This window comes from Hahella sp. HNIBRBA332 (genome assembly GCF_030719035.1).
Classification (GTDB): domain Bacteria; phylum Pseudomonadota; class Gammaproteobacteria; order Pseudomonadales; family Oleiphilaceae; genus Hahella.
The window spans coordinates 3,605,787-3,623,015 of record NZ_CP132203.1; the positions used below are offsets into that span (position 1 = coordinate 3,605,787).

The window sequence follows — 17,229 nt, forward strand, 5'->3', positions numbered from 1 at the left end:
CTGCCTGGTTATTAAAGATACTCCGTTAAGCGATCTTCGAACTCGATCATAAATCGGTTCAGCGCTGACTTCCAATTCCTGATCGGCATCGTCCATTTCTTCGACGCATCCATGATCGCCAGATACACCACCTTTCTCGCGGAATCATCCGTGGGGAACAGCTTCCGTTTCTTGATCACTTTCCTAATGACGCTGTTAAGGGACTCAATGGCATTGGTCGTGTAGATGGCCCTGCGAATGTCTTCCGGGTAGCGGAACAGAGTGTTGAGATTCTCCCAGTGAAGCCGCCAGGATCGGCTGATCTGGGGATATTTCTCATCCCATCGTTCGGCAAATTTGTCCAGCTCTGAGAGGGCTTCCTCTTCGGTGGCCGATTGGTAGATCCGCTTCAGATCTGTTGTGACCGGCTTATAGTCTTTCCATGGCACATACTTCACCGCATTGCGCACCATGTGCACGATACAGAGCTGTATCCGGGTTTGGGGATACACGGTATTGATCGCTTCGGGGAAACCCTTCAGACCATCCACACAGGCGATCAGAATGTCCTTCACGCCCCGGTTCTGTAACTCGGTCAGCACATTAAGCCAGAACTTCGCCCCTTCGGTTTCAGAGATCCACATCCCTAACAGTTCTTTGTGACCTTCCAGATTCACTCCCAAGGCAAGATAGATCGCCTTGTTGATCACCTGCTTATCCTGGCGGATCTTCACCACAATACAGTCCAGGTATACGATGGGATAAACCGCATCCAGAGGACGAGACTGCCATTCCACCACCCGCTCAATCACGGCATCCGTGACTTTGGAGATTAAGGTGGGAGAGACATCCGCGCCATACATTTCCTTAAAGGTGGCCACGATCTCTCGGGTGCTCATGCCTTTGGCGTAGAGGCTGAGAATCTTGTCGTCCATGGTGGTGAAGCGGGTCTGCTGCTTCTTGACCAGTAGAGGCTCAAAGCTGCCCTGACGATCTCTGGGAGTATTAACTTCAAACTGACCGTCCTCGGTACGGAGGGTCTTGCTGGAATAGCCGTTACGGCTATTGTCTGAATTTGAAGATTGATGTTTCTCGTATCCCAGATGCACATCCAGCTCTGCATTGAGCGCGGCTTCCACGGTCGCCTTGGTGAGCATCTGACGGAACTCGTTGAGATCCTTTTCTGTTTTCAGAGATTTGGCTGCCTCACGGGCAAATGCTTCTAATTCTTTCTGGTTCATTGTCTACCTATCCTTAACCCCGCTATAGGGTACTAGTGATAGGCAGATACACAAATTAAATTACAGTCTCGGCCTCTTCTCTACCAACTAATCCCCCAACCATTTATACATAACCAAGGCATCCACCAGTCCAAGCTTTGAGTGACGGAAAGCTTTGGGAAGGCGGCCAGCGATGTCATAGCCCAACTTACGCCACAGATTAACAGCAACTTCGTTGGTGGATACCACAAAGTTGAATTGCATGGCTTTGTATCCGTACTTTTTCGCCATGGCTTGCGAGTGTTCGCACAGTGACGCCGCCACGCCTTTGCCACGCGCAGCTTCCGCCACCATATAGCCACAGTTGCTGACATGAGAACCCAATCCCAATTGATTTTGCTTCAGGTAATAAGTGCCCAAGACCGTCTCGCCTTCAACTGCGACATAGGTCTTCTGCGGCTGTCGCAGCCACAGCTCATAGGCTTCTTCTTTACTTGTGTCAGGGGCGTAAGCATAGGTTTCTCCCGCGACAACCACAGAGTGAAATATCCGCCAAATCTGTTCAAAGTCCTGTTCTAACGCCTCTCGTATTTCCATGAATCCCTCGTTGCAACACGTTTCGCTTTTCCTATAACCGCTTATTTTAAGCGGAGCCGCTTGAAAGCATAACGGAATATCTATGGGCTAAAAAAGAGTAAGAGGTATCTATTTTGACAAAAATACTGTTTTTATATACAGTATTCTCATTTCAGCTTAATCCTACTCAGACAATGAACAAATCAGGGCTAGAACAAGCTATTAATCGCGGTCAAGTATGGCGGGGAAGACATTTCTCCTCAGCCTCAATAAAAGGATTGGATACCGGCTTTCCAACTTTGAATCAGGCATTGGCTGATGGTGGGTGGCCTGCGGATGGCGTGACTGAAATAGGATATAGGTCTCCAGGCTTGGGAGAGGTCAGCCTTTTGTTTCCGGCGTTGGCTCCATTAAGTCATCAAGACCAGTGGATACTGTGGGTGGCGCCGCCATATCCCCTATATGCGCCCGCCTTAATTAATGGCGGTTTGAGTCTCTACAATAACCTGATAATTCAGCCTCAATCTCGCAGGGATTTGCTCTGGTCGATCGAAGAAAGTTTGAAAAGCTCGTCATCCGCAGCGGTATTGGCGTGGCCGCAGAGCATGCGGCCAGAACACGTGCGTCGACTACAGATTATTGCAGCTCAACAGCAAAAACCGTGCTTCCTGTTTCAGGATAAACAGTACGCCAACTCGCCCAGTTCATTAAGAGTTCGTTTAAATGCGCTCTCCCAGGGAGGCTTATGTGTAGAGATCCTAAAACAACGCAGAGGGTGGATGACAGCCAAGGTAGCCATAGATTCGCTTCATTCGCCCTCTCTTTTTAGGCAGCCCTCACTTCACGTAGCGGCTGAAAGCGACGCTCATAGGGAAAGAACCAAGTAAGCTAAAGGCGGCATGATCTTATGCGATGGTTATATCTCTACTTCCCACACCTTTACGCAGAAACGTGGAGTCCAGACTTCGCAGAAACCACTCCCATTGCCCTGATTCATGAAGGTGGTTCTGTCATTGTTGACGCAAACGCGAGCGCGTCACACTCGGGCGTAGACTCAGGGATGCTCTTAAACACCGCTTTTTGCCTATGTCCCACCTTGCAGGTTCTCGACATAAAACCGTACAAGCAGACTCAAGCAATGCACCGAGCAGCGCAAATCGCTAACCGCTTTTCATCCTGGGTAAGCCTGGACGAGCCTGACGGTTTGTACTTGGAAGTCGCCTCAATGAAACGCCTGTATGTAAGCCCATTGCAATTGCGCCAGGTCATTCAACAAGCTTTTTCAAGCTTTAGGGTTACAGTATTGAGCGCAACAGCGCCCCACCCCAAAGCAGCGCGCCTCCTTGCTCGCTCCGACATAGAAAAAGACGTTAATGCTGAGAGTTTTTGGCGGGTGCTTAAGCACCTGAAATTAGATCGCCTGAAACTGGAGAGTCGTATTGAATATAAACTGCGCAAGGTGGGCCTGAAAACCATTTATGATATCGCCAAACTTCCAAGCTGCGATCTTGCGTATCGAATTGATGCCGACCTCGCTTTGTACCTTGACCACGCGCTTGGCCGCAAACCATGGCGGCCTTCGCCTTTTACTCCGCCATGTCGTTTTAAAAAGCGGATGGACCTGGAGCAGGAGTATGAAAGCCTGCAGCCTCTGCTCTTCTACTTAGCCAAAGCCATTAAAGAGTTCTGTCTTTTTTTACAGGAGCGCTGTCTGATTAGTCAGTCATTAGAAGTACGCCTTATTCATCGCCATCAACCGCCAACCCTGGAGAGCATCAGACTCGCACAGGGAGATAACCGACCAGAGTCCTGGTTATACGTACTGAATAAGAGCTTGGAAAGGATAGAACTGTCCGCCCCAGTTGTAATGGTTGAGCTTTTCGCCTCCCATTTTGAAGAAGCGCCACAACAATCAGAGTATTTATTCATCCACTTCAACGAAAATATCGCTGCAGAAAAAACACGCTTGCTCAATAGGCTGGCTGCCCGGCTGAGCTCCGAACATGTGCACTTTCTTAGGCTTACCACAGACCATAGACCAGAACTCAAAACCCAGCAGACACCTTTACCGGCGCTTGAAAAATACCCTCTCTCACAAACATCACCACTGCCGCTTTGGCTTCTGCCTTCGGCATCCCCTATCAATATTGAGTCTTATAAGCTGCTTCATGGACCACTACGCATAGACTCGGGTTGGTGGGATAAATATGCCGTAAGGCGGGACTACTATGTCGCCGCCACCACAAACAACAGTTTGCACTGGATTTTTCACACCCCTGAAAAACAGTGGTTCCGTCACGGATTTTTTTCCTAACTCAGCAGTTTCACCATGTTTTTCGCCGAACTCCATTGCATCAGCAACTATTCATTTCTAAAAGGCGCATCTCATCCTGAAGAGCTAGTGCAACAAGCCATTGAACAGGGCTACAGCGCCTTGGCGATCACGGACGAGTGCTCTGTCGCTGGCGCAGTCAAAGCGTGGCGTGAACTACGACGGCTAAGGGAGGAAATTGCTGGGGCTTCAGCCTTTAAGCTAATCATTGGCAGCGAGTTTCATTATGAAGGAAATTGCTTTGTCGTACTGGCTCCCCATAAAAAGGCTTATGGGGAACTCTGCCGCTTTATTACCGACTGCAGGAGAAAAGCAGAAAAAGGCGACTATCGATTTTCACCTCACGACCTTAATGAAAGCATCAAGCAAGGCCTCTTACTTTGGCGTCCCAAACAAAGTGATCAAGAGTTTATTCCAGCGTTAGCGCAAGCATTCTCTGGCCGTCTATGGCTACTGTTAGAGCTATCCTTATCAGAAGCAGACGACTCAGAGTCTGAGCTTATACAAACACTATCCAGCGCCTATAACCTTCCTGTTGTGTGCAGCAATGGGGTCAAGATGCATATACCCGAGCGAAAGCGCCTGCACGACGCACTGACAGCAATTCGCCTCAATCAATCAGTGGATTCCATAAAAGAGCGCCTGGCCCCTAATGCGGAGAACTATCTACGCCCTTTAAGCGAAATCCATGAGATTTATCCCTCTAGCGCCATACAAGAAAGCTTAAAGATCGCGGCGCAATGCACCTTTGAGTTGAATGAAATCCGCTACCAATACCCCAAAGAGGTCGTCCCAAAAGGTGACGATCCCAGCGCTTATCTACGTCGTCTAACATATGAAGGGGCCCATCTTCGTTATCCACAAGGCATACCTGAAACGGTTCTAGTTACGCTGGAGAAAGAGCTCAAGATCATCAGTGAGCTGCAATACGAGTATTACTTCCTAACCATTTTCGACATCGTGGATTATGCAAAAAAATCAGATATTCTCTGTCAGGGAAGAGGCTCGGCCGCAAACTCTGTGGTTTGCTATTGTCTTGGTATCACCGCTGTTGATCCCACCAGAGCCAGCCTCCTTTTTGAGCGCTTTATATCCAAGGGACGTGATGAGCCTCCAGATATTGATGTGGACTTCGAAAATGCGCGTAGAGAAGAAGTTATCCAATACCTCTATCAGCGCTACGGACGTGAGCGCTGCGCCATTGCTGCAACTGTAATCACTTATCGCCCCAAAAGCGCAATAAGAGACTTGGGTAAGGCCCTGGGTGTCGATTTATTGCAGCTCGAAAATGTAATCGCTAACTATGGTTGGCGTTATCGCGGACAAGACTGGATAGATGAAGTCATCACGCCCCAAGTCTCCCAAGACAATCATATTCTGACTTGTTTTAAAGAGTTACTACCTGAATTATTAGGCTTTCCAAGACACTTATCTCAGCACGTAGGCGGCTTTGTTTTATCCGCCGGCCCCTTGGTTGAACTTGTCCCAATAGAAAATGCCGCAATGGAAGACCGCACAGTCATACAGTGGGACAAAGACGACCTTGAGTCTCTTGGATTAATGAAAGTCGATGTATTGGCGTTGGGCATGCTGACAGCACTGAAAAAATGTACGACATATATTAGTGAAATAACGGGGGAGACGTTTTCTTTGGAAAGCATTCCCAAGGATGAAGATTCCCAAGTTTATGACATGTTGCAGCAAGCTGACACAGTTGGACTCTTTCAGGTGGAGTCTCGCGCCCAAATGAACATGCTTCCTCGTCTCAGACCCGAAAGGTATTATGACCTTGTGGTGCAAGTAGCTATTGTCAGGCCTGGGCCGATCCATGGCGATATGGTTCACCCCTATCTGCGTAGACGACATAATCTGGAAGATCCTGAAGACGTCCCATTACCTGAGCTAAAACCCATACTGAAGCGAACCTTCGGCGTTCCCATCTTTCAGGAACAGGTTATCGCCATAGCTATTGTCGGAGCGGGCTTCACTTCCGAAGAAGCAGAAGAACTAAGGCGCTCTATGGCTAGCTGGAAACGCCGCGGCCATATGGGCAAGTTAATGGATAAGCTGATAACCAATCTGCTGAACAAAGGTATACGCCAAGAATATATCCAGCGTTTATGCCGACAGATAGAGGGCTTCGGCGAATACGGCTTTCCTGAGTCTCACGCCGCCAGTTTTGCACTGCTGGCCTATCATTCAGGCTGGCTAAAATACTATTACCCTTCTGCTTTTTGCTGCGCGCTCTTAAACAGTCAGCCAATGGGGTTTTATGCTCCCTGGCAATTAGTCCAAGACGCTCAACGACATGGCGTTATCGTCTTACCCGTGGATATAAAGAGTAGTTACTGGGAGCATCGCTTAGAGCCACACCCTGGTAACACAAAAGAAGGAGCTTTACGGCTAGGGTTCCGGCTCGTTAAAGGATTATCAGAAGAAGCCGCCATCTCTATTGTTAAGCATAGATCCGGCGAAGGATTTACTTCTCTCGCTCAGGTAATGCATCTCCCAAAAATAACCAGGAAAGATCTTGAAGCCCTTGCCTCAGCCAACGCTCTGACTTCGTTAGGCGACAATAGATATCAGCAGCGCTGGGAGTGCTCAGGCTTTCTTTATTATTATCAACTCTTCTCCGAGTTTGAACACAGAAGCGTAGACTTCAAGCCTCCCAGCCGTCTGGACAGCATTTATGAAGATCATGCCAGCACAGGCGTAGTGCTAAGTGACCACCCCCTCGCCTATCTTCGAGAGGCTAATCTAATACCTCACTGCTTAGCAGCGGTTGAACTGATCAAACAAAAAGCAGGCCTCAAGACCTATGTAGCAGGCGTGGTCATCAACAGGCAACGCCCAAAAACCTCGACAGGAGTAACTTTTATCACGCTGGAAGATGAAACGGGCTCAATCAATATCATTGTTTGGAAAAAAACAGCGATGGCGCAGATGGACGTCCTCATCAAAGCGCGACAGCTAATGGTATACGGAGAGATCGATAAGGATGACGAAGGGAGCGTAGCGCACGTCATCGCCCATCGTTTGACGGACCTGACGCCGCACCTGGAGGAACTGGAGTCGCGATCAAGGGACTTTCACTGAGCTTGAAGGGTTTGTTTGTGGTAGATGAAGCGCTCTACGGGAATAGTAAGAGGGGCTCTGACGCCTGGCCTGGGCATAAACTCCAGGCATAAAAAAACCCGTCACGAGGACGGGTTCTTCGTATTAAGAGCCTGACGACGACCTACTCTTGCATGGGAATCCACACTACCATCGGCGCTGGACTGTTTCACTTCTGAGTTCGGAATGGGATCAGGTGGTTCCAGTCCGCTATGATCATCAGGCAAAACCGTTAAGCTTTGTCTTAGTTCTAGCTTGTCTAGTTGGCGCTTGGTCAGAAGACCTTTAACTTGGATAAGCAGTTATACTCAATCAATACCGGTAAATTACTTCGGTGTTATATGGTCAAGCCTCTCGGGCAATTAGTACTGGTTAGCTCAACGCCTCGCAGCGCTTACACACCCAGCCTATCAACCTCGTGGTCTACAAGGGCCCTTTAGGAGGATCAAGTCCTCAGGGAGATCTTATCTTGAAGGGGGCTTCCCGCTTAGATGCTTTCAGCGGTTATCCCGTCCGAACATAGCTACCGGGCAATGCGATTGGCATCACAACCCGAACACCAGCGGTTCGTTCACTCCGGTCCTCTCGTACTAGGAGCAACTCTCCTCAAATCTCCAACGTCCACGGCAGATAGGGACCGAACTGTCTCACGACGTTCTAAACCCAGCTCGCGTACCACTTTAAATGGCGAACAGCCATACCCTTGGGACCGGCTTCAGCCCCAGGATGTGATGAGCCGACATCGAGGTGCCAAACACCGCCGTCGATGTGAACTCTTGGGCGGTATCAGCCTGTTATCCCCGGAGTACCTTTTATCCGTTGAGCGATGGCCCTTCCATACAGAACCACCGGATCACTAAGACCTACTTTCGTACCTGCTCGACGTGTTTGTCTCGCAGTTAAGCGCGCTTTTGCCTTTACACTAACCGTACGATGTCCGACCGTACTTAGCGCACCTTCGTGCTCCTCCGTTACTCTTTTGGAGGAGACCGCCCCAGTCAAACTACCCACCACACAGTGTCCTCGACCGGGATTACCAGTCAGAGTTAGAACCTCAAACATGCCAGGGTGGTATTTCAAGGATGGCTCCACGAGAACTGGCGTCCTCGCTTCAAAGCCTCCCACCTATCCTACACAAGCAGGTTCAAAGTCCACTGTGAAGCTATAGTAAAGGTTCACGGGGTCTTTCCGTCTAGCCGCGGATACACTGCATCTTCACAGCGATTTCAATTTCACTGAGTCTCGGGTGGAGACAGCGCCCCCATCGTTACGCCATTCGTGCAGGTCGGAACTTACCCGACAAGGAATTTCGCTACCTTAGGACCGTTATAGTTACGGCCGCCGTTTACCGGGGCTTCGATCAAGAGCTTCGCTTACGCTAACCCCATCAATTAACCTTCCGGCACCGGGCAGGCGTCACACCCTATACGTCCACTTTCGTGTTTGCAGAGTGCTGTGTTTTTAATAAACAGTCGCAGGGGCCTGGTATCTTCGACCGCCTTCCGCTCCAGCCGCAGGGCCTTCACGTACATGACGGCGTGCCTTCTCCCGAAGTTACGGCACCATTTTGCCTAGTTCCTTCACCCGAGTTCTCTCAAGCGCCTTGGTATTCTCTACCTGACCACCTGTGTCGGTTTGGGGTACGGTTTCGTATTGCCTGAAGCTTAGAGGCTTTTCCTGGAAGCTGGGCATCAATCACTTCACTCTCTTAAAGAGAGTTCGTCATCACCCCTCAGCATTGTGTGTCCGGATTTGCCTAAACACACTGCCTACAGGCTTAAACCTGGACTACCAATCCCAGGCTGACCTAGCCTTCTCCGTCCCCCCATCGCAGCAATACAAAGTATCGGAATTTTAACCGATTTCCCATCGACTACACCTTTCGGTCTCGCCTTAGGGGCCGACTCACCCTGCGCCGATTAGCGTTGCGCAGGAACCCTTGGTCTTCCGGCGTGCGGGTTTTTCACCCGCATTATCGTTACTCATGTCAGCATTCGCACTTCTGATACCTCCAGCAGACCTCTCGATCCACCTTCATCAGCTTACAGAACGCTCCCCTACCACTCATCCATTGGATGAATCCGCAGCTTCGGCGCCATGTTTGAGCCCCGTTACATCTTCCGCGCAGGCCGACTCGACTAGTGAGCTATTACGCTTTCTTTAAAGGGTGGCTGCTTCTAAGCCAACCTCCTAGCTGTCTGTGCCTTCCCACATCGTTTCCCACTTAACATGGACTTGGGGGCCTTAGCTGGCGGTCTGGGTTGTTTCCCTCTTCACGACGGACGTTAGCACCCGCCGTGTGTCTCCCGGATATCACTCTACGGTATTCGGAGTTTGCATGGGGTTGGTAAGTCGAGATGACCCCCTAGCCCAAACAGTGCTCTACCCCCGTAGGCGTTCGTCCGAGGCGCTACCTAAATAGCTTTCGGGGAGAACCAGCTATCTCCGAGTTTGATTGGCCTTTCACCCCCAGCCACAAGTCATCCGAATCTTTTTCAACAGATTTCGGTTCGGTCCTCCAGTTGATGTTACTCAACCTTCAACCTGCCCATGGCTAGATCACTCGGTTTCGGGTCTACGCCTAGCGACTAATTCGCCCTATTCAGACTCGGTTTCCCTACGCCTCCCCTATTCGGTTAAGCTCGCCACTAAACGTAAGTCGCTGACCCATTATACAAAAGGTACGCAGTCACAGAATAAATCTGCTCCCACTGCTTGTACGCATACGGTTTCAGGTTCTATTTCACTCCCCTCACAGGGGTTCTTTTCGCCTTTCCCTCACGGTACTGGTTCACTATCGGTCAACTGGGAGTATTTAGCCTTGGAGGATGGTCCCCCCATATTCAGTCAAGATAACACGTGTCCCGACCTACTCGATTTCACTTTGATAAGATTTCAGATACGGGGCTGTCACCCACTATGGCCGCACTTTCCAGAGCGTTCTCCTATCTGTCACAAAGCTTAAGGGCTGCTCCCCGTTCGCTCGCCGCTACTAAGGGAATCTCGGTTGATTTCTTTTCCTCGGGGTACTTAGATGTTTCAGTTCCCCCGGTTCGCCTCCTACACCTATGGATTCAGTGCAGGATACCTGATAAATCAGGTGGGTTTCCCCATTCAGAGATCGCCGGGTCAAAGGTTGTTTGCCACCTCGCCGACGCTTATCGCAGGCTTCCACGTCTTTCATCGCCTCCAGTTGCCAAGGCATCCACCGTATGCGCTTATTCACTTGACCATATAACCCGAAGTAATTTCATTACTGCCATCACTTCAAGCTATACAGCGCTGGTTTCACCGTAACAATAATTTGCCGATATTGCGCTTGAGTATAACTACTCAGTAAAACCTATCCGTTGTGTGACAAACAAACTTCGTTCATCACTACGTGTTGGTTTTTACTTTGCTTATCCAAATTGTTAAAGAGCTTCTCTGACCAAATGCCAGAAACCAATACAGTCATCTTTCTGAAACTTTCATGCTGTATTCGTTTCTAACATCTCAAACCGTCAGCTTTCACTTACTTAATCGTCAACCGTACTACTACCATTCATGGAATGGTGGAGCTGAGCGGGATCGAACCGCTGACCTCCTGCGTGCAAGGCAGGCGCTCTCCCAGCTGAGCTACAGCCCCATAATCTTCCTAATCACACTTAGTTTTCACCAAGAACAAGGAAATTCTGGTGGGTCTGGGTGGACTTGAACCACCGACCTCACCCTTATCAGGGGTGCGCTCTAACCACCTGAGCTACAGACCCAGAACTTGCAATCTCTCGATTGCGTCACGGGTCTGATGACCCTTAAGTAAGCTCTCTACTCGCCAATCAAGCAATTTGTTGTGGACGCCAAACTGAGACAGTTGGATATCGTTTAAGGAGGTGATCCAGCCGCAGGTTCCCCTACGGCTACCTTGTTACGACTTCACCCCAGTCATGAATCACACCGTGGTAACCGTCCCCCCGAAGGTTAGACTAGCTACTTCTGGTGCAACCCACTCCCATGGTGTGACGGGCGGTGTGTACAAGGCCCGGGAACGTATTCACCGCGACATTCTGATTCGCGATTACTAGCGATTCCGACTTCATGGAGTCGAGTTGCAGACTCCAATCCGGACTACGAGACGCTTTAAGAGATTAGCTCCACCTCGCGGCTTCGCAACCCTCTGTACGCCCCATTGTAGCACGTGTGTAGCCCTGGCCGTAAGGGCCATGATGACTTGACGTCGTCCCCACCTTCCTCCGGTTTGTCACCGGCAGTCTCCCTAAAGTTCCCACCCGAAGTGCTGGCAAATAGGGACAAGGGTTGCGCTCGTTACGGGACTTAACCCAACATTTCACAACACGAGCTGACGACAGCCATGCAGCACCTGTCTCAGAGTTCCCGAAGGCACCAATCCATCTCTGGAAAGTTCTCTGGATGTCAAGGCCAGGTAAGGTTCTTCGCGTTGCTTCGAATTAAACCACATGCTCCACCGCTTGTGCGGGCCCCCGTCAATTCATTTGAGTTTTAACCTTGCGGCCGTACTCCCCAGGCGGAGAACTTATCGCGTTAGCTGCGCCACTAAAGTCTCTAAGGACCCCAACGGCTAGTTCTCATCGTTTACGGCGTGGACTACCAGGGTATCTAATCCTGTTTGCTCCCCACGCTTTCGCACCTCAGCGTCAGTTTTTGGCCAGAGGGCCGCCTTCGCCACTGGTATTCCTCCAGATCTCTACGCATTTCACCGCTACACCTGGAATTCTACCCTCCTCTCCAAAACTCTAGTCGCCCAGTTCTAAATGCAGTTCCCAGGTTGAGCCCGGGGATTTCACATCTAGCTTAAGCAACCGCCTACGCGCGCTTTACGCCCAGTAATTCCGATTAACGCTCGCACCCTCCGTATTACCGCGGCTGCTGGCACGGAGTTTGCCGGTGCTTCTTCTGTGGGTAACGTCAACTGCAGCTGATATTAGCAACTGCCCTTTCCTCCCCACTGAAAGTGCTTTACAACCCGAAGGCCTTCTTCACACACGCGGCATGGCTGGATCAGGGTTGCCCCCATTGTCCAATATTCCCCACTGCTGCCTCCCGTAGGAGTCTGGACCGTGTCTCAGTTCCAGTGTGACTGATCATCCTCTCAGACCAGTTACGGATCGTCGCCTTGGTAGGCTCTTACCCTACCAACTAGCTAATCCGACATAGGCTCATCTGTTAGCGCAAGGTCCGAAGATCCCCTGCTTTCCCCCGTAGGGCGTATGCGGTATTAATCCGAGTTTCCCCGGGCTATCCCCCTCTAACAGGCAGATTCCTATGCTTTACTCACCCGTCCGCCGCTCGTCAGCTCCCGAAGGACTGTTACCGCTCGACTTGCATGTGTTAAGCCTGCCGCCAGCGTTCAATCTGAGCCATGATCAAACTCTTCAGTTTAAAGAGTGTGAATCATTAAGATTCTTAATCTTGCTCAAGTTAAAACTACTGTACTCTTGAGTGATTACTCACTCATGAATTGTACGAGTCACTAACTTAAGACTTAATCTTTTCCAGATCCGCCTCAGTTAGCGCCCACAACAAATTGCTTGATTAACTTTTTAAAGAACTTTCTCTTTCGGAGACTCTCTCCGACCGAGGCGCGCATTCTACACTTTCGTTTCTCAGTGTCAACTCCTTTTTAGCGCCGCCGGCTCTCTCAAACCAGCTTCTTTCCCTCCCCTCCGACCGGCTTCCCCGTCGAAGTGGGGCGCATTATACGCACATCCTTCTCACCGTCAACTCCATTTTTAACTTTTAGGGGAAAAGTTCCTAATGGGTAATTTATAAGTAAAGCACGCTCTTTTTATTTTACAAGCTCACTCTTGTTTCATTTCTGGTTCAAGCTCAACGACAATGCTGTCCGCCGCTTTCTGCGCAAGCTTCTTCGCCTCATCAACGCTTTCAGATTGGGCCAAAACTACCCCCATTCGACGTTTGCCATGAACTTCCGGCTTACCAAAAAGTCTCACTTGCACATCTGGATTGCACAGCGCAGCTTCAAGTGAAGAAAAACAGACACTGGACGAATCGCCCTCCACCAACAATGCTACGGAAGCAGACGCCCCCATTTGCTTAATAGAAGGAACCGGCAGACCTAATAACGCCCTCGCATGCAAAGCAAACTCCGACAGGTTCTGTGAAACAAGGGTAACCAATCCAGTATCATGGGGCCGTGGCGACACTTCACTGAAGTAGACTTCATCTCCTTTAACGAAAAGCTCCACACCAAAAATTCCATATCCGCCCAGAGCCGCCGTCACCTTTTCAGCTATATCCTGCGCAGCGTCCAATGCTACAGAACTCATCGGATGTGGCTGCCAGCTTACCCGGTAGTCACCATCAACTTGCAAATGACCAATAGGCTCACAAAAGGAAGTCCCTCCAGCATGTCGCAAAGTTAAAAGCGTAATCTCATAATCGAAGTCTACAAATCCCTCTACGATAACTTTGCCCTGACCCGCCCGACCACCTTCTTGAGCGTATCGCCAAGCACGCGCAACATCGCTTTCGTTATGTATAACGCTTTGACCTTTTCCTGATGAGCTCATAATTGGCTTAACGACACAAGGAACGCCAATTGAATTCACCGCTTCGCGAAAAGACTCGAAGTCAACAGCGAAGACATAAGGTGAAGTGCTCAATCCCAGCTCCTCCGCCGCCAGCCGGCGAATTCCTTCCCTATTCATGGTCAAATTAGCTGCACGAGCGGTGGGCACGACATTGAAGCCGCTTCGTTCAAGCTCAAGGAGCTCAGCTGTCGCAATCGCCTCAATTTCAGGAATGATGAAATCAGGAGCTTCAAGCTCAACCAATTCCCGCAGCTGTTTAGGGTCAAGCATGTCGATGACATGAGCGCGGTGAGCCACCTGCATTGCAGGCGCGTTTGGGTAGCGGTCCACTGCAATGACTTCGACGCCAAATCGCTGCAGCTCAATCGCAACCTCTTTTCCCAGCTCCCCGCTTCCTAATAGCATTGCACGTGTCGCAACATCCGTCAGCGGAGTACCAATTCTTACCATAGCCTTTTGCTCCTATTCATTATTAAGCGACTTAAATGACAGACTTACGTTCTCTGTCAGCCACTTTCTTCAACACATCCATGCGCTGTTCGTTACTCATTCGAGACCAAGCAGCTATTTCCTCAACACTGCGATGACAACCAATACATATGTCATCGTCATCCAAAGCGCAGATACTAACGCATGGCGAGCGCACAACTCGCTCACCATTCATTCGATTGGTATTCTCTTTCATAAATATGCAATATCAGGCTGGCTGCAAAGTGCGCGAATATTTGAGGGCGTTTTCCACATAGTGTTCGGCGCTGACGATAAGCTGCTTCTTTTCTTGCTCGCTCAATTCACGCTTTACTCTTCCTGGAGACCCAATAACCAAGCTGCCATCAGGAATCTCAACACCTTCAGGAATCAATGCATTAGCGCCAATGATACAAAAGCGTCCAATTTTGGCTCCGTTAAGCACAACAGCATTGATGCCAATCAGACTGTAGTCGCCTACATCACATCCGTGCAGCATAGCGTGATGTCCTACCGTCACCCCCTCTCCCAACACAATGGGACAACCAGAGTCGGTGTGTAACACTGCACAGTCCTGAACGTTCGATTTTGGGCCAATGGTTACTTGATCGTTATCCGCTCGGACAACCGCACCAAACCAGACACTGGACTGGGGGCGCATGACAACTCGCCCTATAACCGCAGCATTTGGCGCAACAAAGCATCCATCCCCGGATATTTCAGCCAGATAATCGCCTAAATTAAACCTCATATGCGTTCAATCCCTACCTTCAGTAAAACTGCCAATTCTTCGATTAAATGAAACTCGGAAAAAGTCCATCAATATGATTGCGGAAACGCCCCAGATCTCATAATCGCCGTAAAACCAGCAAGGAACTTGTAATCGATACTGCTCAAAATTGATTTTATCCAGTCGATCAGGCTCGTTTTCCAAGAAAAAGCTCACCGGCGCTTTAAATACGCTATGCAACTCACTTGGGTCCGGGATCAACTCCACCTCAGGATCGACTATCCCAACATAGGGCGTGACGGCTATACCATGGCGGGACACAACCTGATTAAGGCTGCCAACCACTTCTATCTTTTCAGGAGACACTCCCACTTCCTCAAAAGTCTCTCGCAGCGCAGTGTCCCGCAAGTTCTGATCCGAAGGGTCTCGCATCCCTCCCGGGAAAGCCACCTGCCCGCTATGAGTTTTCATATGCTCAGCGCGTCTGGTCAGGATAATCTGAGGACAGTTCTCTCTGGTAATCGGCACCAAAACCGCCGCTTCTGGGAAGTCGCTGGGAAAACGCCGCGGTTGATTGGAAGATAGAGTAGCGATGATTTTATCGAGCATGGCAGACGACTGAATGAGGAAAACAAGGAAAGATACCATACAAGTCCGGGGTAATGTATGGTGCAATATGAGGCGCAGCATTCAAAAAGAACACCCAAATTACGAACGCTTATTTCGGCTAGTAAAAAGACAACCAGTGAGACTGTTCATCTGACCATGAAGTATTGCAGCCAATGCGGCCAACCCGTCGAGCATAAGATTCCCGCAGGAGATAACCGGCCGAGGCATGTATGCGGCCACTGTCAGGCTATCCACTACATCAACCCTAAAATCGTTGCCGGCACACTTCCCGTTTATGGCGACCGCATTTTACTTTGCAAGCGAGCCATCGAGCCCAGATTAGGCTTTTGGACTTTACCCGCCGGCTTTATGGAAATGCAGGAAACCACTTCAGAAGCCGCCATGCGAGAAACGTGGGAGGAAGCGCAAGCGCGTGTCAATCTAGACGGCTTATACACGATGATCAGCGTCCCCCATATCGGTCAGGTGCATATTTTTTACCGCGCCAATGTAATCAATGGAGAGTTCGCCGCCGGCGAGGAAAGCCTGGACGTACAATTGTTTTCAGAGAGCGACATCCCCTGGGATGAAATCGCTTTTCCTACGGTAAAAATAACGCTGCAGCAGTATTTCCATGATCGTAAAAGCAATTCCTTCCCCGTGCATGTGAAAGATATCCACGCAGGCATTCCCGAAGATTAACCCTATCCCTCAGGCGCTTTATGCATGGGGATACCTTTAAAAACTTTCCAGCCGGTATACGTCGTATGCCGGTTCTTCGTAAGGATGCGCCAGCTTCATTGCCGCCACGACCGGCGAGATCAACGCATCTTCAACCACTAACTCCACTTTATATTCTTCGACCCGTTCAACTTCACCAACACTACCGAGAAATGGAGAGCTGCCATCCAGGGGACGGAACTGGCCGACCCCCTTTGTCTGCCAACTACAACGATCATAATCGCCTATCTTCCCGCCTCCCGCAGCAAAGACTGCTTCCTTCACTGTTTCCATATGCGACTCAGGAACAAAAAAGCTTAATTTATACATTTTCCCTCCATTACAGTTTAAATTTTATCCACAGGCAGACACTAAATTACTGCCCAGATTGAAAAACTAGAGTTCTCCACAGATTCTGTGGATAACTTTGGGGATAAATACTTAACTTCCTCCCAAATCGCCCATAGGGCCTATGCCCGGGACAAATTGGCGACGAATTAAACAGGACAAAAATACCAATATTTATCAACAAGTTACATTTGTCAACGCTGATACCACAACATCTTTGAAATATTTTTAGATGCTACTTGACATAGATATTTCTGATGTGAATAAACAGAAACAACGCAGACAAAAAGGCCTCGTTTTTAGGCGGCGATAGGGATTTTCCGGCAGGCCCCGCAACTCATGCGAGCATTTTTTGAGCACATCAAGTTTTGCAACTAGCGATGACGTACACTTTGTTACCTTTTCTGACAAAAAATAATAGCGGAGAAAAGCATAGCCTAATTTGGCCGCTTGAAAAGGAAAACGGAGATTTTTTATCTCATGTGGCGAAAAGCCCTGGAAATGAACAGATTCAGCAGAGAGTAAGAGCGGAGACAAATGTCTCCGCTCTTTAAAATCATC

At 49.6% G+C, this 17,229-nt stretch carries 11 protein-coding genes, 2 tRNA genes and 3 rRNA genes; 4 read left to right on the forward strand and 12 right to left on the reverse strand.

Going from position 1 to position 17,229, the window contains the following annotated elements:
* Positions 1 to 11: 11 nt before the first annotated feature.
* Both O5O45_RS15975 and O5O45_RS15980 read right to left on the reverse strand, forming a co-directional pair.
* The gene (locus O5O45_RS15975; protein ID WP_305900391.1) at positions 12 to 1,220 is read right to left on the reverse strand and encodes an IS256 family transposase; all 1,209 of its coding nucleotides are present in this window, start codon (positions 1,218 to 1,220) and stop codon (positions 12 to 14) included.
* 87 nt (positions 1,221 to 1,307) lie between these two features.
* Complete coding sequence (locus tag O5O45_RS15980; protein WP_305900392.1) at positions 1,308 to 1,796, reverse strand: GNAT family N-acetyltransferase; 489 nt, start codon at positions 1,794 to 1,796, stop codon at positions 1,308 to 1,310.
* A gap of 113 nt (positions 1,797 to 1,909) precedes the next feature.
* Here O5O45_RS15980 and imuA point away from each other — a divergent pair, with 113 nt between their 5' ends.
* Genes imuA through O5O45_RS15995 form a run of 3 tightly spaced genes read left to right on the forward strand, consistent with a single transcriptional unit; the run spans position 1,910 to position 7,203 of the window.
* Positions 1,910 to 2,662: a translesion DNA synthesis-associated protein ImuA gene (gene imuA / locus O5O45_RS15985; RefSeq protein WP_305900393.1), complete on the forward strand. Its 753-nt coding sequence runs from the start codon at positions 1,910 to 1,912 to the stop codon at positions 2,660 to 2,662.
* 20 nt (positions 2,663 to 2,682) lie between these two features.
* Positions 2,683 to 4,089 carry a Y-family DNA polymerase gene (locus O5O45_RS15990; RefSeq protein ID WP_305900394.1) on the forward strand — a complete coding sequence of 469 codons (1,407 nt, stop codon included), beginning with the start codon at positions 2,683 to 2,685 and terminating at the stop codon, positions 4,087 to 4,089.
* A 15-nt stretch (positions 4,090 to 4,104) separates the two neighbouring features.
* A complete protein-coding gene (locus tag O5O45_RS15995) occupies positions 4,105 to 7,203 on the forward strand; it encodes an error-prone DNA polymerase (RefSeq protein ID WP_305900395.1) in 3,099 nt (1,032 codons plus the stop codon).
* A gap of 129 nt (positions 7,204 to 7,332) precedes the next feature.
* Here the strand turns inward: O5O45_RS15995 and rrf are convergent.
* The 9 genes from rrf to O5O45_RS16040 all read right to left on the reverse strand — a co-directional run bounded on the left by rrf (position 7,333) and on the right by O5O45_RS16040 (position 15,639).
* Positions 7,333 to 7,445: ribosomal RNA gene (gene rrf, locus O5O45_RS16000) — 5S ribosomal RNA — on the reverse strand.
* A gap of 117 nt (positions 7,446 to 7,562) precedes the next feature.
* Positions 7,563 to 10,453, reverse strand: a 23S ribosomal RNA gene (locus O5O45_RS16005).
* Positions 10,454 to 10,773: 320 nt separating this feature from the next.
* Positions 10,774 to 10,849, reverse strand: a tRNA-Ala gene (locus O5O45_RS16010).
* A 47-nt stretch (positions 10,850 to 10,896) separates the two neighbouring features.
* A tRNA-Ile gene (locus tag O5O45_RS16015) sits at positions 10,897 to 10,973 on the reverse strand.
* Between the two features lie 113 nt (positions 10,974 to 11,086).
* A 16S ribosomal RNA gene (locus tag O5O45_RS16020) occupies positions 11,087 to 12,621 on the reverse strand.
* The 16S, 23S and 5S rRNA genes sit together here with 2 tRNA genes alongside, the layout of an rRNA operon.
* 419 nt (positions 12,622 to 13,040) lie before the next feature.
* Positions 13,041 to 14,243 carry a formate-dependent phosphoribosylglycinamide formyltransferase gene (gene purT / locus O5O45_RS16025; RefSeq protein WP_305900396.1) on the reverse strand — a complete coding sequence of 401 codons (1,203 nt, stop codon included), beginning with the start codon at positions 14,241 to 14,243 and terminating at the stop codon, positions 13,041 to 13,043.
* Positions 14,244 to 14,274: 31 nt separating this feature from the next.
* On the reverse strand, positions 14,275 to 14,478 hold the full coding sequence (locus O5O45_RS16030) for a DUF1289 domain-containing protein (protein WP_371747849.1): 204 nt from the start codon (positions 14,476 to 14,478) through the stop codon (positions 14,275 to 14,277).
* Positions 14,479 to 14,490: 12 nt separating this feature from the next.
* Positions 14,491 to 14,826: a gamma carbonic anhydrase family protein gene (locus O5O45_RS32090; protein WP_459077231.1), complete on the reverse strand. Its 336-nt coding sequence runs from the start codon at positions 14,824 to 14,826 to the stop codon at positions 14,491 to 14,493.
* A gap of 192 nt (positions 14,827 to 15,018) precedes the next feature.
* Complete coding sequence (locus O5O45_RS16040; RefSeq protein WP_305900398.1) at positions 15,019 to 15,639, reverse strand: CoA pyrophosphatase; 621 nt, start codon at positions 15,637 to 15,639, stop codon at positions 15,019 to 15,021.
* Between the two features lie 117 nt (positions 15,640 to 15,756).
* On the opposite strand from O5O45_RS16040, the gene O5O45_RS16045 reads away from it, so the two are divergent.
* Positions 15,757 to 16,302, forward strand: a complete 546-nt coding sequence (locus O5O45_RS16045) for an NUDIX hydrolase (protein WP_305900399.1) — start codon at positions 15,757 to 15,759, stop codon at positions 16,300 to 16,302.
* A 36-nt stretch (positions 16,303 to 16,338) separates the two neighbouring features.
* Here O5O45_RS16045 and O5O45_RS16050 read toward each other — a convergent pair whose 3' ends face one another.
* A complete protein-coding gene (locus tag O5O45_RS16050) occupies positions 16,339 to 16,650 on the reverse strand; it encodes a YqfO family protein (RefSeq protein ID WP_305900400.1) in 312 nt (103 codons plus the stop codon).
* Positions 16,651 to 17,229 lie beyond the last annotated feature (579 nt).

Coding starts and splice junctions, on each gene's coding strand:
- O5O45_RS15975 (WP_305900391.1), bottom strand. CDS start 1,220: ATGAACCAGAAAGAATTAGAAGCATTTGCCCGTGAGGCAGCCAAATCT.
- O5O45_RS15980 (WP_305900392.1), bottom strand. CDS start 1,796: ATGGAAATACGAGAGGCGTTAGAACAGGACTTTGAACAGATTTGGCGG.
- O5O45_RS15990 (WP_305900394.1), top strand. CDS start 2,683: ATGCGATGGTTATATCTCTACTTCCCACACCTTTACGCAGAAACGTGG.
- O5O45_RS15995 (WP_305900395.1), top strand. CDS start 4,105: ATGTTTTTCGCCGAACTCCATTGCATCAGCAACTATTCATTTCTAAAA.
- purT (WP_305900396.1), bottom strand. CDS start 14,243: ATGGTAAGAATTGGTACTCCGCTGACGGATGTTGCGACACGTGCAATG.
- O5O45_RS16030 (WP_371747849.1), bottom strand. CDS start 14,478: ATGAAAGAGAATACCAATCGAATGAATGGTGAGCGAGTTGTGCGCTCG.
- O5O45_RS16040 (WP_305900398.1), bottom strand. CDS start 15,639: ATGGTATCTTTCCTTGTTTTCCTCATTCAGTCGTCTGCCATGCTCGAT.
- O5O45_RS16045 (WP_305900399.1), top strand. CDS start 15,757: ATGAAGTATTGCAGCCAATGCGGCCAACCCGTCGAGCATAAGATTCCC.
- O5O45_RS16050 (WP_305900400.1), bottom strand. CDS start 16,650: ATGTATAAATTAAGCTTTTTTGTTCCTGAGTCGCATATGGAAACAGTG.